Raw genomic sequence first — 17,354 nt, 5'->3', positions numbered from 1 at the left:
TCTGGCACCGGGCGCCAGCTCGCCCCCCAGATCTCAGCCGCGAGGTCGGCTGACCCGGCCGCACGAGGCGACCTGGGACGTCGGGCTGAGGCGGAGCAGGGCCCACCGGTCCGCCGCCTCCAGCCCCGATGAAAGTTCTTGCGCCTACTCATGACGATCGACACTGCCCCCGTCTCTGCACGTCCAGCCGGCGACGCAGACCCGGCCTTCCCGGCCGCGGCACCGACGTTCGCCGGGCTCGACCTGCCCGCCGAGCTGCTCGCCACCATCGACACGCTCGGGTTCACCACGCCCACCGAGATCCAGGCGGCGACCATCCCCGCCCTCCTGGACGGGCGCGACGTGACCGGTGTGGCCCAGACCGGCACCGGCAAGACGGCGGCGTTCGCGCTACCGATGCTCGCCCGCCTCGACCCTGCCGCCCGGCGGGTGCAGGCACTCGTGCTCGTACCCACGCGGGAGCTGGCCATCCAGGTGGCTGACGCCATCGAGTCGATGGCTCCCCGCGGGTACGCCCCGGTGCTGACCATCTACGGCGGCGCCCCGTACGGGCCGCAGCTGCGTGGCCTCAGTGCTGGCGCCCAGGTCGTGGTCGGCACCCCGGGACGGGTGATCGACATGCTCGACAAGCGTGCCCTGGACCTGTCCGAGCTCGGCTACCTGGTGCTCGACGAGGCGGACGAGATGCTCCGGATGGGCTTCGCCGAGGACGTGGACCGCATCCTCGCCTCCGCGGCCCCCACCCGGCAGACCGCACTGTTCTCCGCCACCATGCCACGTGCCATCCGCGCAGTCGCTCGGGAGCACATGAACGACCCTGTCGAGGTCGCCACCTCCCGTCCGTCCTCGACGACGACGACGATCACCCAGACCTACGCCGTGGTGCCGTTTCGGCACAAGATCGGTGCGCTGGCACGCCTGCTGGCCACCTCCGACGCTGAGGCGGCGGTGGTGTTCGTACGCACCCGGCAGACCGCTGAAGAGGTTGCGGGTGCCCTGCTGGAGCGTGGCGTGTCGGCCGCTGCGATCAGCGGAGACGTGGCACAGAAGGATCGGGAGCGGATCATCGAACGGCTGCGGACCGGTCTGGTGCAGGTGCTGGTCGCCACCGACGTGGCGGCCCGCGGTATGGACGTGGACCGGATCGGCCTGGTGGTGAACTTCGACATCCCCCGCGAGGCTGAGGCCTACGTGCACCGCATCGGACGCACCGGTCGCGCCGGCCGGGAGGGCCGGGCACTGACCTTCTTCACCCCGCGGGAACGTGGCCGGTTGCGGATGATCGAACGGCACACCGGCGCCACGATGACCGAGACGACCATCCCCACCCCGGCGCAGGTGAGCGAGCACCGCGCCCGCCGGGCGCTGGCAACGGTGCCGGAGCGGGTGACGGCCGGCCGGCTGGACCTCTACCGAGAGCTGCTCACCGCGCAGTTCGGCGAGGATGACCTGCTGGACGCTGCGGCTGCGTTGCTCGCCCGCAGCGTCGGAGACGACGGTCCGCAGCGTGCCCGGGACGAGGAGGAGAACCCCACGCACCGGTTCGACAGCGACACCGGCCGGTTCGCAGACCGCGACCAGCGGCGCAACGGACCGCGCGGCGGGTCACGATCGGGAGGGCCAGCACAGTTCTCCGGTCCAGGCACCGTCTACCGTGTGGCCGTGGGACACACCCACGGGGTGCGTCCGCAGGACATCGTCGGGGCGATCACCGGTGAGGGTGGGTTGCGCGGCAGCGACCTCGGCAAGATCTCCATCTTCTCCCGGTTCTCCCTGGTGCAGATCACCACAGAGGTGGGTGCGGAGTCACTGCGCCGGATCGGTGCGGCCCGGGTGGCCGGGCAGCAGCTGCGGATCCGGCCCGACGAAGGTCCACGTGGTCGCGCAGGTGGCGAGCGGCCCCGCCGGGACGGCTACCGGCGGCGCGGACCGGACTCCCGCCGCGGACCAGGTGCCCGGAGGGACGGGTTCCGCCGCAAGGACCACGCCTCCCGCTGACGACCGGGTGCCCGCGACCCGCGGCGGTCAGCCCCTGGTGGGCACCACCCGGGGCCAGAGGTCCTCGGCCGGTGGTGACCAGGTGGCAGGTTCGGCGGGCACCTGCTCACCGGAGCGGATGTCCTTGACCTCGTGCCCACTCTCGGTCGGGAACCATACGTACGGGATCGAGCGGCGGTCCGCGAACCGGATCTGCTTGCCGAACTTGGCTGCCGTGGGCGCCACGTCCGTCGGGATGCCACGGGAACGGAGCGTCGTTGCGACGTCGTTGCTCCTGTCCCGGTGGTCCTCGTCGGCGACCGCCACCAGCACGGCGGTCGGGACTGGGCGGGTGGCCTGCGCCAGGTTCTCCGCCAGGATGCGCGACACCACCCGGGAGACACCGATGGAGAGTCCCACACCTGGGTAGCTGGTTGTCCCGTCCGAGGCGAGCGAGTCGTACCGTCCACCGGAGCAGATCGACCCGAGCGACTCGTGCCCGACCAGGATCGTCTCGTACACGGTCCCCGTGTAGTAGTCCAGACCGCGGGCGATCCGCAGGTCGGCGACGAGTACACCCGGCAGCCGCTTCTTCGCCGCGTCCACCAGCGCCATCAGCTCAGCGAGCCCCTCCTCGAGCAGGTCGGAGGTGACACCGAGCGCACGCACCCGGTCCGCCACCTGGTGGTCGGTCCCGGAGATGCTGGCCAGGTCGAGGCAGGCCTGCGCCTGCTGGGCCGTGGCACCGTTGTCCCGCTGCAGCACCTCGAGCACACCGTCGGCGCCGATCTTGTCCAGCTTGTCGATGGTGCGCAGCACCCCTTCGACGTCCGCGATGCCCAGCCCCTCGTAGAAGCCCTGGGCGACCTTGCGGTTGTTCACCAGGATCCGCACCGGGGGGAGCCCGAGCGAAGTCAGCGCCTGGAACACCTCGGCGATCACCAACGGGACCTCGACCTCGTAGTGGAACGGCAACGTACCGGAGCCGACCACGTCGATGTCTGCCTGGGTGAACTCCCGGAACCGGCCGTCCTGTGGCCGTTCCCCGCGCCAGACCTTCTGGATCTGGTACCGCTTGAACGGGAAGACCAGGTGTCCGGCGTTCTCCAGCACGTACCGGGCGAACGGCACGGTCAGGTCGAAGTGCAGCCCGAGCGAGCGGGAACCGGTCTGCTCCTCCCCCTCCGCCTGCAGCCGCCGCAGCAGGTACACCTCCTGGGAGGTCTCCCCCTTGCTGAGCAGCCGCTCCAGCGGTTCCACCGCTCGGGTCTCGATCTCAGCGAACCCGTGCAGCTCGAACACCCGCCGGACCTGGTCCAGGATAGATGTCTCTACGATGCGTCCGGCAGGCAGCCACTCGGGGAAACCGGACAGGGGTGCGATTCGTGCCATGACAGCCATCTTCCCACCGGTTCGCCCCGGTGCCGGACACGGTCGACGGGTCCAGTTGTGATCATCCCGTGACCCGGCGGGTGGCCCTGGCACGCCCAGGGGTGTGGCAGCCTTGCCTAGTATTGGCCAGGCCAGCACGTGCGTGCTGCGATCTGAGGAGCCCGGTGGAGCCTGTGCGGCTGCGCTGCTCGACCACGATCGATGACGAAGGAGGCGGGGTGTCCCCGAGCAAGCGCGAACGCGAGTATGCACGCCGTCGATACCAGAAGCGACTCGCTCGCCAGGAACGGGCCCGCCGGATCGCCCGCCGGAACCGGATCATCGCCGCAACAGTGGTAGCCGTGGTCGTGGTGGCGGGTACGGCGACCCTCATCCTCACCGGCGGTGACGAAAGCGGGCCCGAAGCGGCCGGGACGCCGACCGCCACCGCGCCGCAGACCCCGACGGAGACGGCCGCGGCCGATGAGGACGGCTCGCTGGCACCGCTACCGACCACCGAGCCGCGCACGTACGAGGCTCCACCCCCGGAGACGGATGCGCTGGACACCGACTGGCAGGCCACCATCCACACCAACATGGGCGACATCGACGTCACCCTGAGCGGTGCCGAGGCACCGCAGGCGGTGTCCTCGTTCTTGATGCTCGCCGGTGACGGCTTCTTCGACGGCACCGCTTGCCACCGTCTGCTGCCCGACTCCCTGCTGCAGTGCGGAGACCCGACCGCGACCGGCACCGGTGGGCCCGGCTACTCCTTCGGGCCGATCGAGAACGCACCAGCCGACGACGTCTACCCGGCCGGCACGCTGGCGATGGCCCGGCAGGGGAACGACGGCGAGAGCATGGGCTCGCAGTTCTTCCTGGTGTTCCAGGACGTGCCCCTGCCCAGCGACAGTGCCGGCGGGTACACGGTGTTCGGTCAGATCACCGGCGGCCTCGACCTGCTCCAGCAGATCGGGGCAGCGGGCACCGCCGACGGGAGCAGCGACGGCCGACCAGCCGAGAACGTCATCATCGAGAGTGTGGACATCCAGTGACCGATCAGCAGCACCGCCCTGACCAGGACCCGGCCACCGAGACGAGTGAGAACCCCGTGAACGAGCAGAACCGGCCCGACTCCGCAGCACCCGCCGAGGAGGCGACGACGGCCGCCGCCGAGACAGCTGCGCCGGCTCCCGAGACCGCAGCACCAGCACCCGAGCAGACCACACCGGCAGGCGGGGACGGCGGGGCCGACACAGCCGAGGATGTCTCGTCCGCAGAGCGGGACGGTGACGCAGCACCCACATCTACGCCACCGGCGGTCCCGACCCCGGCACAGATCCCCACCCCCGCACAGATCCCGACCCCCAAGATGATGGCCCGGCCCCGCCCCGCCCCGCCGGCCGGCGCCACACCGCCACCGGCACCGGCGCCCCCGGTCGTACCTGCTACCGAGCCGGACGCTCCCGCCATGGACCCGGTCGAGGTCTCCGCTGCGCAGGAGTTCGGACGGGTGGCCGAGGACGGCACCGTCCATGTACGGGAGTCCACCGGTGAGCGCATCGTCGGACAGTTTCCCGACGTCAGCGAGGAGGAGGCGCTGTCCCTGTACATCCGCCGCTACCTGGACCTGAAGGCCCAGGTGGAGCTGTTCGGGGCGCGGCTGGCCCAGCTGACCGTCAAGGACATCGACGGCACGCTGCGCAGCCTGACCGAAGCGCTCGAGGAACCGGCTGCGGTCGGGGACCTGGACGCCCTGCGCACTCGGCTCGGTGAGCTGAAGGAGCAAGCCAAGGAACGCCGTCGGGAGATCAGTGCCGAACGAGAGCAGGCCCGAGCCACAGCACTTGCGGAGCGGACCGCGATCGTCGAACGTGCCGAGGCCATCGCCGACACCGATCCTGCCCGGATGCAGTGGCGGGCCCAGGGTACGCAGCTCCGGGAGCTGCTCGAGGAGTGGAAGCGGGCGCAGAAGGCAGGTCCGCGCTTGGACCGGCCCAGCGAGGACGCGCTCTGGAAGCGGTTCGCCGCCGCGCGCTCGAAGTTCGACCGGCAGCGGCGGCAGTACTTCGCCGAGCTGGACAGGGTGCACGGGCAGGTCAAGGAGGTCAAGGAGCGTCTGATCGCCCGTGCGGAGGCGCTGTCGCACTCCACCGAGTGGGGTCCGACGACCATCGCCTACCGCGACCTGATGGCCGAGTGGAAGGCCGCCGGGCGCGCATCGCGCAAGGACGACGACGCACTCTGGGCACGGTTCCGCGCCGCCCAGGACATCTTCTTCGAAGCACGCAACGCGCAGAACGCGCAGATCGACGCCGAGTATGGGGAGAACCTCAAGGTCAAGGAGGCACTGCTCGAGGAGGCCGAAGCGCTGCTGCCGGTCAAGGACCTCAAGGCCACCAAGGCGAGGTTGCGGGACATCCAGGACCGGTGGGAAGAGGCCGGCCGGGTGCCGCGCGGCGACCTGCAGCGGGTCGAGGGTCGGATGCGTGCAGTCGAGCAAGCAGTACGGGACGCCGACCAGCACGAGTGGCGGCGGAAGAACCCGCGGGTGCGCGCCCGGGCCGAAGGAGCCGCCGCACAGCTGGAAGAGGCGATCGCGGGCCTGGAGAAGGACCTGGCCACCGCCCAGCAGAGCGGTGACGAGCTGAAGATCCAGCGGGCCCAGGAAGCACTGGACGCACGGCGAGCCTGGCTGGAGCAGGTGCAGCGGGCGGCAGACGACGCCCGCTAGCGACCACCGACCGGACAGGTCGCGAACGCTCGCCTTCGCGGCTCGTGAACCGATTCACGCTGCGAAGGCGAGCGTTCGCGAACCGCTAGGCGTCGCTGGAGGACGGCTCCCGTGAGCGGCTGCCGGTGAACCGGAACACGTCGTAGACGCCGTCGATGTTCCGCACCGCACGGAGCACGTGTCCCAGGTGCGAGGGTTCGGCCATTTCGAACACGAACCGGGACTTCGCAGTGCGGTCCCGGGAGGTGGCCACGTTCGCCGACAGGATGTTCACGTGGTTGTCCGAGAGAACCTTGGTGACGTCGGAGAGCAGACCGTTGCGGTCCAGCGCCTCCACCTGGATCTGCACCAGGAACACGCTCTGCGCCCCCGGCGCCCACTCCACGTCGATCATGCGCTCCGGCTGGCGGCGCAGACCAGCCACGTTCGTACAGTCCTCCCGGTGCACGGACACACCGGCACCGCGGGTGATGAACCCGACGATCGGATCCCCGGGTACCGGGGTGCAGCACTTGGCGAGCTTGGTCCACAGGTCCCCGACGTCCATGCCCTTGACCACCACACCGGGGTCGCCGAGCTGCGCGGTGCGGCTGCGGGTGCCCGGCCGGGTGACCTCGGCCATGTCTTCCTCGGCGGCGTCCTCACCGCCGAGGGAGGCGACCAGCCGTTTGACCACGTTCGCCGCGGACACGTGCCCCTCGCCCACTGCCGCATACAAGGCGGAGACGTCCGCATAGCGCATCTCGTCCGCCAGCGCGACGAGGGTGTCATGGTTCAGCAGCCGCTGCATCGGCAGGTTCTGCTTCCGCAGTGCCTTGGCGATGAGCGTCTTGCCGGACTCCACCGCCTCCTCGCGGCGCTCCTTGGAGAACCAGGACCGGATCTTGTTCCGAGCACGCGGCGTCTTCACGTAGGAGAGCCAGTCGTGGCTGGGGCCAGCGCCGTCGGCCTTGGAGGTGAACACCTCGACGGTGTCCCCGTTCTCCAACGTGGAGTCCAGCGGCACCAGCCGGCCGTTCACCCGGGCCCCGACCGTGCGGTGGCCCACCTCGGTGTGCACGGCGTAGGCGAAGTCCACCGGCGTGGCGCCGGCAGCCAGCGCCATCACATCCCCCTTCGGGGTGAACACGTACACCTGCGCACCGGACATCTCATACCGCAGCGAGTCCAGGAACTCGCTGGGGTCGGCGGTCTCCCGCTGCCAGTCCACCAGCTGGCGTAGCCACGGCATCGAGTCTGCCTCAGCGGTCGCAGTCTTCGCCCCCTGCCGCGCGGACTCCTTGTACTTCCAGTGCGCAGCCACCCCGTACTCCGCACGCCGGTGCATGTCGTGGCTGCGGATCTGGATCTCCACCGGCTTGCCGGTCGGCCCGATCACCGTGGTGTGCAACGACTGGTACATGTTGAACTTCGGCATCGCGATGTAGTCCTTGAACCGCCCCGGCACGGGATTCCACCGTGCGTGCAGCGCCCCCAGCGCCGCGTAGCAGTCCCGGACGCTGTCCACCAGCACCCGCACCCCGACCAGGTCGTAGATGTCCCCGAAGTCCCGGCCGCGCACGATCATCTTCTGATAGATCGAGTAGTAGTGCTTCGGCCGACCAGTCACAGTGGCCTTGATCTTCGCTGCCCGCAGGTCCTCCACCACCTGGTCGCGCACCAGCGCGAGGAACTCCTCCCGGGCCGGCGCCCGCTCGGTCACCAGGTGCACGATCTCGCTGTAGACCTTCGGGTACAGGGTGGCGAAGGACAGGTCCTCCAGCTCCCACTTGATCGTGTTCATCCCCAGCCGGTGCGCCAGCGGGGCGTAGATCTCCAGCGTCTCCCGGGCCTTGCGGGCAGCCGAGGCGGCGGAGACGTACTTCCAGGTGCGGGCATTGTGCAGCCGGTCGCCGAGCTTGATCACCAGCACCCGGATGTCGCGGGCCATCGCGATGACCATCTTGCGGACGGTCTCCGCCTGAGCGGCCTCCCCGAAAGTGACCTTGTCCAGCTTCGTGACGCCGTCCACCAGCAGCGCGATCTCGTCGCCGAAGTCCTTGCGCAGGTCGGCCAGCGCGTAGCTGGTGTCCTCCACAGTGTCGTGCAGCAGGGCTGCAGCCAGCGTGGACGGCGTCATCCCCAGCTCGGCGAGGATCGTCGCCACGGCCACGGGGTGGGTGATATAGGGGTCGCCGCTCTTGCGCACCTGCCCTGTGTGCGCTCGTTCGGCGACACCGTAGGCGCGTTCGATGATGGCGGTGTCCACCCGGGGGTGGTTCGCGCGCACCACGCGGATCAGCGGTTCGATCGCCGCCGGGGTGGAGTGGCCGCGCCCGCCGAAGCGGACCAGTCGGGAGCGGACCCGGGCAGGCGGCACCGCATGGCCCGGACGGGCGTCCTGGGCGGTGCCGGCGGCCAGATCCTCACTCATCCGGCCATGATACGCCGCACGCACCGCCCCCTTCACCGAGGGGTCGTCATGCCCGGAGTGCGCCACAGCGCACGCCCAGCATGACGACCCGGGAGCGGGTGGGGTGGGTGGGTCAGTAGGTGAGCAGCGTGTGCACGTCCCGGTCGGTGAGCTGCTCGCGGCCGTGCAGCTCGGTCAGCTCTAGGAGGAAGCCCAGGCCCACCACTGTGGCGCCGCACTGTTCCAGCAGAGTGCACGCCGCCGCAGCAGTCCCACCCGTGGCCAGCACATCGTCCAGCACCGCCACCTTGGCCCCCGGACGCACAGCGTGCTCGGACACCTCCAGCACGGCCTCGCCGTACTCCAGGCGATACTGTGCCCGCGCCACCGGGGGCGGCAGCTTCCCGGCCTTGCGCACCGCGATCAGGGAACAGCCGAGCACCGCAGCCAGCGGTGCGGCGAACAAGAACCCGCGGGCCTCGATGCCGGCGACGGCGTCCACCTCCCCGCCGAAGGTGTCGGCCAGGTTGGAGATCACCGCGGAGAAGGCAGTCGCATCGGCAAGGAGCGGGGTGATGTCCCGGAACAGCACCCCTTGTTCTGGGAACCCGGGGACGTCCCGTACCCTGCTGGCGATCAGGTCCTGCAGCCGGGCAGAGACGGTCGCGGGGGTCATCGCTTGCTCTTTGGCCTACGCCGCGGCTGTGCCTGCTGCCCTCGGTGGGAACCGGCCCGCAGGCCGGCGGCACCGGTGGCCACGGACGCAGCCGGCAGCCCCTCGGCCTCCGCCTCGGAGATGCGCCGCTCCCGGAGCGTGAGCACCTTCTCGTTGTGCTCCTTGATCACCGGGTTGCGGTGGTACAGGGCCACCTGCATCGGGGTGGCGATAAAGATCGAGGAGAACGTGCCGACCAGCATGCCGATGAACAGCACCAGGGCGATGTCCCGCAAGGTGCCGGCGCCGAGCAGGAACGCACCGACGAACAGGATCGAGGCCACCGGCAGCACGGCCACCACCGAGGTGTTGATCGAGCGCACCAGCGTCTGGTTCACCGCCAGGTTCGCGCCCTCGGCATAGGTGAACCGGGTCTGCTCGGTGACCCCGTCGGTGTTCTCCCGGACCTTGTCGAACACCACCACGGTGTCATACAGCGAGTAGCCGAGGATGGTGAGGAACCCGATCACAGTAGCCGGGGTGATCTCGAAGCCCACCAGTGCGTACACCCCAGCGGTGATCACCATGTCGTGCAGCAGCGCAATCAGCGCCCCGGCGGCCATCGTCCAGCGCCGGAAGTACAGCGTCATCACCACGGAGACCAGCACCAGGAAGATCACCAGCCCCTGCACGGCCTTGCCGGTGACGTCCTGCCCCCAGGTGGGGCCCACGAACGAGGAGGTGACGTCCTCCGGTGTGGTGCCGTACGCCTCGGCGAGCAGCTCGCTCAGCTGGGCAGTCTGCTCCTCGGTCAACGACTCGGTCTGCACCCGCACCGTGGAGGAGCCGACGCTGCTCACCCGCGCCACCTGGTCGCTGACCACCTCGTCCAACGCGGTCTGCGCAAGGCTCTGGTCCAACGTCTGGGTGTTCGAGACGGTGAACTCCGACCCGCCGCGGAAGTCGATGCCCGGGTTCAGCCCGCGGAAGCCGAGCAGCAGCCCGCAGAGCACCATGATCACCAGGCCGGCGATGAAGTAGACCCGTCGCTTGCCGACGATGTCGTAGGAACGCCGACCGGAGTACAGGTCGTTCCCGAACTTGGCGAAGCTGGCCATCAGCGGTCACCCTTCCGGCCGGTGGAGGAAAGCGCGGAGCCGTCCGCGCTGCCGGGTGGATCGTCCCCGTCCGCGCTGCCGGGTGGATCGTCCCCGTCGGCAGAGCCGCCCTCGTCGCGCTCGGCGGCCGCCTGGGCGGCGGCAAGCTCGGCAGCCCGCCGGCGCTCGGCGATCGACTCTCCGGTACGCACCCGGCCGCGGCCACGGTAGATCGGCACTGTGGAGCCCAGGTGCACCGGGTCCAGCCCGGAGAACCGGTGGCCGTCACCGAAGAACTTCGTGCGCACCAGGGCCTGCACCATCGGGTGGGTGAACATCATCACCACGATCACGTCGATCACCGTGGTCAGGCCAAGGGTGAACGCGAAACCGCGCACTCCGCCGACGGCGAGCGTGTACAGCACGACAGCGGCCAGCAGGTTCACCGCATCGGAGGCGAGGATAGTGCGCCGGGCTCTGGACCACCCGAGCTCGACGGCGTCCTCGAGCCGTCTGCCTTCCCGCACCTCGTCACGCATTCGCTCGAAGTAGACGATGAAGGAGTCCGCGGTGATACCGATCGCGATGATCAGACCGGCCACACCGGCCAGGGAGAGCCGGTAGCCGATCAGCTCCGAGAGCGCGGTGATCGACCCGTAGGTGAGGGCACCGGCCACCACCAGGGAGAGCAGTGTGACGATCGCCAGCCCGCGGTACTGCGCGACCGAGTAGATCACCACCAGACCCAGTCCGATGAGACCGGCCAGGATGCCGCGCTCCAGCTGTTCGGTGCCCAGGGTCGCGGAGATCTCTTCCTGGCTGCGCAGGTCGAACGTGATCGGCAACGATCCGTAGTTCAGCTGGTTCGCCAGCGCGATCGTCTGGTCCTGGGTGAACGGGGCCGTCGGTGGTGCCGAGATCTCCGCCTGCCCACCGGCGATCACGTTGTCCACCGAAGGGGCGGAGATGACCAGCTGGTCGAGCACGATCGCGAACCGGTTCTGGCCGCTGGAGACCAGGGTGGCCAGCCGCTGGGTGACCTCCTTGAACTTCTCTCCCCCTGCGGAGGTGAAGTTCAGCTGCACCACGTACTGGTTGGTGACCGTGCCTTGCTCGTTGGTGGCCAGTGCCGAGTTCGCCGAGGCGACGTCGGTGCCCTCGAGCTCTGTCGGGCCGAGGATGTACTTGGCATCGCCCTCCTGGGAGCAGGCCACCAGCGGCTGCTCCGGGTCATCGCCGCCTCCGCCGGAGAGGTTCGCCGGGTCGGTGCAGTCGAGCAGGTAGAAGTCGTACATCACCTGCTCGGTGATCCAGGCGGTGTCCGACGGGCTGGTCGGGTCGGTGGCCGGGGTGTCGGAGAGCGTGCCGTCACCATCGGTGTCTGCAGCCTGCTTCGCCGCCTCCTCGATCTCCTCCTGCGTGTAGCCCTGCGGCTGCTCGCTCGGCGTGTCGGTGGGTTGCTCACCGTCCTCGTCCCCCTCGGCCGGCGGGGCGTCGGTGCCCTCAGCCGAGGGGTCGTCCTCCGGTGCGCGGGCGTGCGCTCCTGCGACGGTGCCGCCGGACGGGGCAGCGGACGCCTCGTCACCGGAACCACCGGTCGCGTCCTGCCCGGACGAGGCCTGATCACCGGAGGAGCCCTGGTCCCCGGATGTTGCGCCGTCGGACTGGTCCTGCTGCTCTTGCAGAGCTGCCGGGTCGATCTGCCCGGGACCGGCCTCGGTGAGCACAGCCCGGAACCGCAGCTGTGCGGCGGACTGCACCAGGTCGATGGTCTCCTGGCTGGGGTTGCCGGGCAGCTGCACCACGATGTTCGTCCCGCCCTGGCTGGAGATCTCCGCCTCGGACACACCGGAAGCGTTCACCCGCTGGCGCATGATCCGGATGGCTTCCTTGATCTGCGTGTCGCTGATCTGGGCACCCTCCGCGCTCGGGGTGAGGATCAGCTGCGTGCCGCCCTCCAGGTCCAGTGCCAGCCCGGGCGTCATCGCCCCCTTGCCCCACAGGCTGTTCGCGCCCAGGCCGCCATAGACCAGGACGAGCAGGAACAGCAGAGCGGTCAGAGTGCGCAGCGGACGCACTCGTCGTGTTCGAGATGCCAACGGGATCTTCTTCCGTGTGCTGCCGGCGCCGGAGCCGGGACGTCAGTTCTGGGTGCTGCGCGGGGAGTCGTCGTCGCCGGAGTCCGGGGACACGCTCGTGCTCGCCTCCTCGGGCACCTCCGGGCTGCGTGCGACGGCGTCCTCGGCCACCTCAGTGTCCGCACCGTGCTCCGTGGTCGTCTCCGCGTCCTCGTCGGTAGCGCTGTCCGGGTAGTCCGCGTCGGTCTCCGGTGCACTCGGATCATCGATCAGCCGAGCCATCGCGTGCTTGTGGAACACGATCTCGGTACCGGGCGTGGTCTCGATGGTCACGTGGTCGCCGTCGAGGGCGGTGATCGTGCCGATGACGAGCCCGATCGTCTGGACCCGCTGCCCGATCTGCAGCCGGTCGCGGAAGGAGAGCTGCTCCTGCTGCTTCTTCCGGGTGCGCCAGTTCAGCAGGAGCAGGCCGCCGAGGCCGACGACCAGGATCATCAGGAGAAAGGGGTCCATGAGTGGGCACACTCCAGTGCATTGAGATCGGGTTCCGCCCGATTCTAGGTGAGATCCTACGCGTGACGAACCACCCGGACCCTACCAGCGCAGGGTACGGCTGCCTGGGTAGTCCGCTGCCCGGTCAGTCCCAGAGGGTGGCCGGACCAGCAGGTTGGGGCAGGTCCAGGTGTGCGAACGCCGCGGCGGTGGCCACCCGTCCACGCGGGGTGCGGGCCATGAAACCCTCCCGCACCAGGAATGGTTCGGCGACGGTCTCCACCGTCTCTGGTTCCTCCCCGATCGCCACCGCCAGGGTGGTCAACCCGGTCGGGCCGCCGGAGAAGCGACGGCACAGCGCATCCAGCACGGCCCGGTCCAACCGATCGAGGCCCCGGGGGTCCACCTCGAACACCTCGAGCGCGGCCATCGCGGCGGCGAGGTCGAGGACGCCGCTGCCGCGCACCTGCGCCCAGTCCTGCACCCGGCGCAGCAGCCGGTTGGCGATCCGCGGGGTGCCGCGGGACCGGGCGGCGATCTGTGCGGCGGCGTCGGTGTGCAGGTCCGCGTCCAGCAGCCGGGCGGACCGGGTGAGCACCTGCTCCAGCTCGTCGGTGGAGTAGAAGTCCATGTGTGCGGTGAACCCGAACCGGTCCCGCAGCGGCGCCGGCAGCAGCCCGGAGCGGGTCGTGGCCCCGACCACGGTGAACGGCGGCAGCGTCAGCGGGATCGCCGTGGCCCCAGGGCCCTTGCCGACCACCACGTCCACCCGGAAGTCCTCCATCGCCAGGTACAGCATCTCCTCGGCGGGCCGGGCCAGTCGGTGGATCTCGTCGATGAAGAGCACATCGTGCTCCTGCACCGAGGACAGGATCGCCGCCAGGTCCCCGGCATGCTGCACCGCCGGTCCGGAGGTGATCCGTAGTGCACCGCTCACCTCGCTCGCGACGATCATCGCCAGCGTGGTCTTGCCCAGCCCCGGTGGGCCCGCGAGCAGCACGTGGTCCGGGGGGCGGGACCGCGCCACGGCGGCATCCAGCACCAGGGAGAGCTGGTCACGCACCACCGGCTGGCCGATGAACTCGTCCAGCCGGCGCGGTCGCAGCGCCGCTTCGGCCGCGCGGTCCAGCTCGTCGGCCTCCGCGGCCAGCATCCGCTCCTCCGGATCAGCCATGCCGGTTCCCGCCCAGCTGCTGCAGGGCCGCCCGGAGCACGCTCGCGGTATCGGCGCCCTCCCCCGCCTCGGCGAGCACTACGTCCACCGCCTGCTCGGCTGCCTTCGCCGGCCAGCCCAGGCCGGTCAGGGCGGTGACCACGTCGGAGCGGGAGCCGTCGACAGGCGCGGTGGCAGCGGCAGCCGGCGTGTCAGCGGCGGCTGGGCCGAGCCGGTCGCCCAGCTCGAGCAGGATCCGCCGGGCCCCCTTCTGACCGATCCCAGGAACCATCGTCAGTGCCTTGACGTCCTCTCCGGCGACGGCGCGGCGCAGGTCGTCCGGGGTGTGCACAGCAAGCATCGCCAGCGCGAGCCGTGGACCGACGCCGCTGACCGTCTGCAACAGCTCGAACACGTCCCGTTCCTCGGCCTCGGCGAAGCCGAACAGGGTCATCGAGTCCTCACGGACCACCATGCTGGTGGCCAGCGTGGCCTGCGCGCCGGTACGGACGGCCGCCAGCGTGGCCGGTGTGGTGTGCACCCGGTAGCCGATCCCGCCGGCGACCACGACGCAGGCGTCCAGCCCCACGTGCTCGACCTGACCCGAGACCGATGCGATCATCGTGCCGTCCCTCCACCTGAGAACATCTGTACTACGGCCACGTTACCGGCTGGCGGTGCGGTGGGGAGGGCGGCGCGCCGTCCGGGCCCGGGTCTCGGCGGCAGCCCAGGCGCGCTGGGCGGCGGTCTGCTGCCCGCCGGTGGCGCGGTGTGCGGTGCCCACAGCGTGCGCCCGCCAGGCGTGCGTGATCGCCAGGGCCAAGGCATCGGCCGCATCGGCAGGCTTGGGTGCCTGCTGCAGGTGGAGCAGCCGGCGGACCATCTCCTGCACCTGAGCCTTCTGGGCGCGACCGTTGCCGGTGACGGCGGCCTTCACCTCGCTGGGCGTGTGCAGCGCGAGCGGGAGCCCAGCCCGGGCAGCAGCCACCATCGCCAGCCCGGCCACCTGCGCGGTGCCGGTGACCGTGCGCACGTTGTGCTGGGCGAACACTCGCTCCACGGCGACCGCGTCCGGGGACAGCCGGCTGATCCAGGCCTCGATCTCGTCGCCGATGCGCATCAGCCGCCGCTCGGGCTCCTCCTCGGCCCCGGTGCGGGCCACGGTGACGTCGACCAGGCGCAGCGCGCGGCCGCGGCCGGCCTCCACCACGCCGAGGCCGCAGCGGGTCAGCCCGGGGTCGATGCCGAGGATACGGAAGCTCACCGTCTCAGGTTCTCAGGTGCCGCACTGCCGACCAGCCACCGACACCCCGCCCCTCGACGTGAAACGATCCAGGCGATACGTCCTGCACCAGGTCGTGCTCCGCGGTATCGCCCCGGCGCGCTAGGTGTCGCGGCGCAAACCGGCGGCCGCCCCCGTAGCGGCGATCGAGTCGCGATCAGCCGTCCTGCTCGAGCTCGGCGAGCACCTCGTCGGAGGCGTCGAAGTTCGCGAACACGTTCTGCACGTCGTCGCTGTCCTCGAGCGCGTCGATGAGGCGCAGCACCTTGCGCGCGCCGTCGGCGTCCACCTCGATCTGTGTGGCCGGCACGAACTGTGCCTCAGCGGAGTCGTAGTCCAGGTCGGCGGCCTGCAGCGCGGTGCGCACATCCACCAGGTCGCCGGCCTCGCTGATCACCTCGAACACCTCGCCGTGGTCGTTGACCTCCTCGGCACCGGCCTCCAGCACAGCGGTGAGCACCTCGTCCTCGCCCACCCCGTCACTCTTCGGCACCAGGATGACGCCCTTGCGGGTGAACAGGTAGGACACGCTGCCCGGGTCGGCCAACGAGCCGCCGTTGCGGGTGAACGCCACCCGCACGTCCGAGGCCGCCCGGTTGCGGTTGTCGGTGAGGCACTCCACCAGCACGGCCACACCGCCGGGTGCGTACCCCTCGTACATCACCGTCTGGTAGTCGGCACCGCCAGCCTCCAGGCCAGAGCCGCGCTTGACCGCACGGTCGATGTTGTCCCCGGGCACAGAGGACTTCTTCGCCTTCTGGATCGCGTCATACAGGGTCGGGTTGCCAGCCGGGTCCCCACCACCGGTACGGGCAGCCACCTCGATGTTCTTGATCAGCCGGGCGAACAGCTTGCCTCGCTTGGCGTCGATCGCCGCCTTCTTGTGCTTGGTCGTCGCCCACTTGGAGTGCCCCGCCATGGTGGTTACCTCTCGTTCGTCACTTCTGCGCCGCCCAGCCCCGCGAGACCGTCGCGAGGAATGCGCGGTGGATCCTCAGGTCGCCGCTGATCTCCGGGTGGAATGCCGTTGCCATCAACGCGCCCTGGCGCACCGCTACGATCCTACCCGCCGCCGGACCGGTGCTCACCGTGGCCAGCACCTGCACGGCCGGTCCGCACTCGCTCACCCAGGGGGCGCGGATGAACACCGCCCGCAGCTCCGGTTCCTCCGGACCGGCTCCGAGGGCCGGTGCGTCGAGGCGTTCCTCGAAGGAGTCCACCTGGCGGCCGAAAGCGTTGCGCTGCACCGTCACGTCCAGGCCACCGATGGTCTGCTGCCCCTGGACACCGCACTCGATGCGGTCGGCGAGCAGAATCATCCCCGCGCACGAGCCGTACACCGGCAGCCCGTGGGCGACCTGCGCCCGCAGCGGGCCCAGCAGCTGATACCGGCGCAGCAGCTTGTCCATCGTGGTCGACTCCCCACCGGGGAGCACCAGCCCGTCGACCGAGGCCAGGTCGGCGGGACGGCGCACCAGCACCACCTGAGCACCGCAGGCGGCCAACGCCTGGCTGTGCTCGTGCACGTCGCCCTGCAGGGCGAGCACCCCGACGACGGGCGAGGTCACCGACCACCCCGACCAGCGCCGTCGTCCTGGAAACCCAGGTGCAGCACCTGGCCGTCCCACCCCTCCCGCCAGCTGCGGACCAGATCCGGCAGCTCGGCGGGGAAGACCTCCAGGTCCAGCTGGGCGAGATCTTCGGCGTGCCACCAGTCCAGCTCGTCCATGAACCCTTGCTCGACGGCGGTCCATCCGTCGGTGCTGAGCCTCACCTGGCCGCGGGTACGGGCGAGGAAGAACACCTCGTCCTGCCGGACGGTCTCCGCGAAGAAGTCGAACTCTGCCTCCCGGGTGAGCACCGGACCCACCAGGTCGGCCTCGCTCAGCCGCAGCCCGGACTCCTCGGCCAGCTCGCGCACCGCTGCAGCGCGTGGGGTCTCCCCCGGGTCGATACCTCCACCGATGGTGAACCACCAGCTGCGCTCGGTCTGGTCGGCGTCGTGCCCGCGGACGAGCAGCACCCGGCCCGCGGCGTCGAAGACGACGACGCGGGCAGCCTTCCGGAAAGCGGTGCCGTCGGGCAGCCGCTGCCAGTCCGGGCCGAGGTTGCTCACGCGGCGT

The 17,354-nt window shown here is 70.2% G+C and carries 15 protein-coding genes; 3 read left to right on the top strand and 12 right to left on the bottom strand.

The window, feature by feature from the left end; all coding sequences use genetic code 11:
* Positions 1 to 150: 150 nt before the first annotated feature.
* Complete coding sequence (locus tag K338_RS19625; RefSeq protein ID WP_022916232.1) at positions 151 to 1,998, top strand: DEAD/DEAH box helicase; 1,848 nt, start codon at positions 151 to 153, stop codon at positions 1,996 to 1,998.
* A gap of 27 nt (positions 1,999 to 2,025) precedes the next feature.
* Here the strand turns inward: K338_RS19625 and hisS are convergent, their stop codons facing one another.
* Positions 2,026 to 3,369, bottom strand: a complete 1,344-nt coding sequence (hisS, locus tag K338_RS0100555; RefSeq protein WP_022916231.1) for a histidine--tRNA ligase — start codon at positions 3,367 to 3,369, stop codon at positions 2,026 to 2,028.
* Positions 3,370 to 3,587: 218 nt separating this feature from the next.
* Between hisS and K338_RS0100550 the strand changes: the two genes are divergently transcribed.
* Together K338_RS0100550 and K338_RS0100545 are read left to right on the top strand one after the other, a co-directional pair.
* The gene (locus K338_RS0100550) at positions 3,588 to 4,403 is read left to right on the top strand and encodes a peptidylprolyl isomerase (protein ID WP_027286276.1); all 816 of its coding nucleotides are present in this window, start codon (positions 3,588 to 3,590) and stop codon (positions 4,401 to 4,403) included.
* The gene (locus tag K338_RS0100545; protein WP_022916229.1) at positions 4,400 to 6,082 is read left to right on the top strand and encodes a DUF349 domain-containing protein; all 1,683 of its coding nucleotides are present in this window, start codon (positions 4,400 to 4,402) and stop codon (positions 6,080 to 6,082) included. The genes K338_RS0100550 and K338_RS0100545 overlap by 4 nt, the downstream gene beginning before the upstream one ends.
* A gap of 85 nt (positions 6,083 to 6,167) precedes the next feature.
* Here the strand turns inward: K338_RS0100545 and K338_RS0100540 are convergent, their stop codons facing one another.
* The 11 genes from K338_RS0100540 to K338_RS0100490 all read right to left on the bottom strand — a co-directional run bounded on the left by K338_RS0100540 (position 6,168) and on the right by K338_RS0100490 (position 17,347).
* Positions 6,168 to 8,495, bottom strand: a complete 2,328-nt coding sequence (locus K338_RS0100540; RefSeq protein WP_022916228.1) for a RelA/SpoT family protein — start codon at positions 8,493 to 8,495, stop codon at positions 6,168 to 6,170.
* 112 nt (positions 8,496 to 8,607) lie between these two features.
* Complete coding sequence (locus tag K338_RS0100535) at positions 8,608 to 9,150, bottom strand: adenine phosphoribosyltransferase (protein WP_022916227.1); 543 nt, start codon at positions 9,148 to 9,150, stop codon at positions 8,608 to 8,610.
* The gene (gene secF / locus K338_RS0100530; RefSeq protein WP_022916226.1) at positions 9,147 to 10,247 is read right to left on the bottom strand and encodes a protein translocase subunit SecF; all 1,101 of its coding nucleotides are present in this window, start codon (positions 10,245 to 10,247) and stop codon (positions 9,147 to 9,149) included. The genes K338_RS0100535 and secF overlap by 4 nt, the downstream gene beginning before the upstream one ends.
* Positions 10,247 to 12,325: a protein translocase subunit SecD gene (gene secD / locus K338_RS19620; protein WP_022916225.1), complete on the bottom strand. Its 2,079-nt coding sequence runs from the start codon at positions 12,323 to 12,325 to the stop codon at positions 10,247 to 10,249. Before secD ends, secF begins: the two co-directional genes overlap by 1 nt.
* A 42-nt stretch (positions 12,326 to 12,367) precedes the next feature.
* Entirely contained in the window at positions 12,368 to 12,817 is a 450-nt protein-coding gene (locus K338_RS24195; RefSeq protein WP_022916224.1) for a preprotein translocase subunit YajC, read from the bottom strand.
* A 124-nt stretch (positions 12,818 to 12,941) separates the two neighbouring features.
* On the bottom strand, positions 12,942 to 13,970 hold the full coding sequence (gene ruvB, locus K338_RS0100515) for a Holliday junction branch migration DNA helicase RuvB (RefSeq protein ID WP_022916223.1): 1,029 nt from the start codon (positions 13,968 to 13,970) through the stop codon (positions 12,942 to 12,944).
* Positions 13,963 to 14,571: a Holliday junction branch migration protein RuvA gene (gene ruvA / locus K338_RS0100510; RefSeq protein WP_022916222.1), complete on the bottom strand. Its 609-nt coding sequence runs from the start codon at positions 14,569 to 14,571 to the stop codon at positions 13,963 to 13,965. Before ruvA ends, ruvB begins: the two co-directional genes overlap by 8 nt.
* 42 nt (positions 14,572 to 14,613) lie before the next feature.
* Positions 14,614 to 15,213 (bottom strand): crossover junction endodeoxyribonuclease RuvC, encoded by a 600-nt coding sequence (gene ruvC, locus K338_RS0100505; RefSeq protein ID WP_022916221.1) that lies wholly within the window; start codon positions 15,211 to 15,213, stop codon positions 14,614 to 14,616.
* A gap of 175 nt (positions 15,214 to 15,388) precedes the next feature.
* Entirely contained in the window at positions 15,389 to 16,150 is a 762-nt protein-coding gene (locus K338_RS0100500; protein ID WP_022916220.1) for a YebC/PmpR family DNA-binding transcriptional regulator, read from the bottom strand.
* Between the two features lie 19 nt (positions 16,151 to 16,169).
* Positions 16,170 to 16,799 carry a pyridoxal 5'-phosphate synthase glutaminase subunit PdxT gene (gene pdxT / locus K338_RS0100495; RefSeq protein ID WP_022916219.1) on the bottom strand — a complete coding sequence of 210 codons (630 nt, stop codon included), beginning with the start codon at positions 16,797 to 16,799 and terminating at the stop codon, positions 16,170 to 16,172.
* Complete coding sequence (locus K338_RS0100490) at positions 16,796 to 17,347, bottom strand: NUDIX hydrolase (RefSeq protein WP_022916218.1); 552 nt, start codon at positions 17,345 to 17,347, stop codon at positions 16,796 to 16,798. Before K338_RS0100490 ends, pdxT begins: the two co-directional genes overlap by 4 nt.
* Positions 17,348 to 17,354 lie beyond the last annotated feature (7 nt).

It is taken from the genome of Ruania albidiflava DSM 18029 (assembly GCF_000421225.1).
GTDB classification, from domain to species: domain Bacteria; phylum Actinomycetota; class Actinomycetes; order Actinomycetales; family Beutenbergiaceae; genus Ruania; species Ruania albidiflava.
The sequence above is the reverse complement of the archived record's forward strand: the minus strand, read 5'-3'. Positions and strand labels throughout refer to the sequence as shown.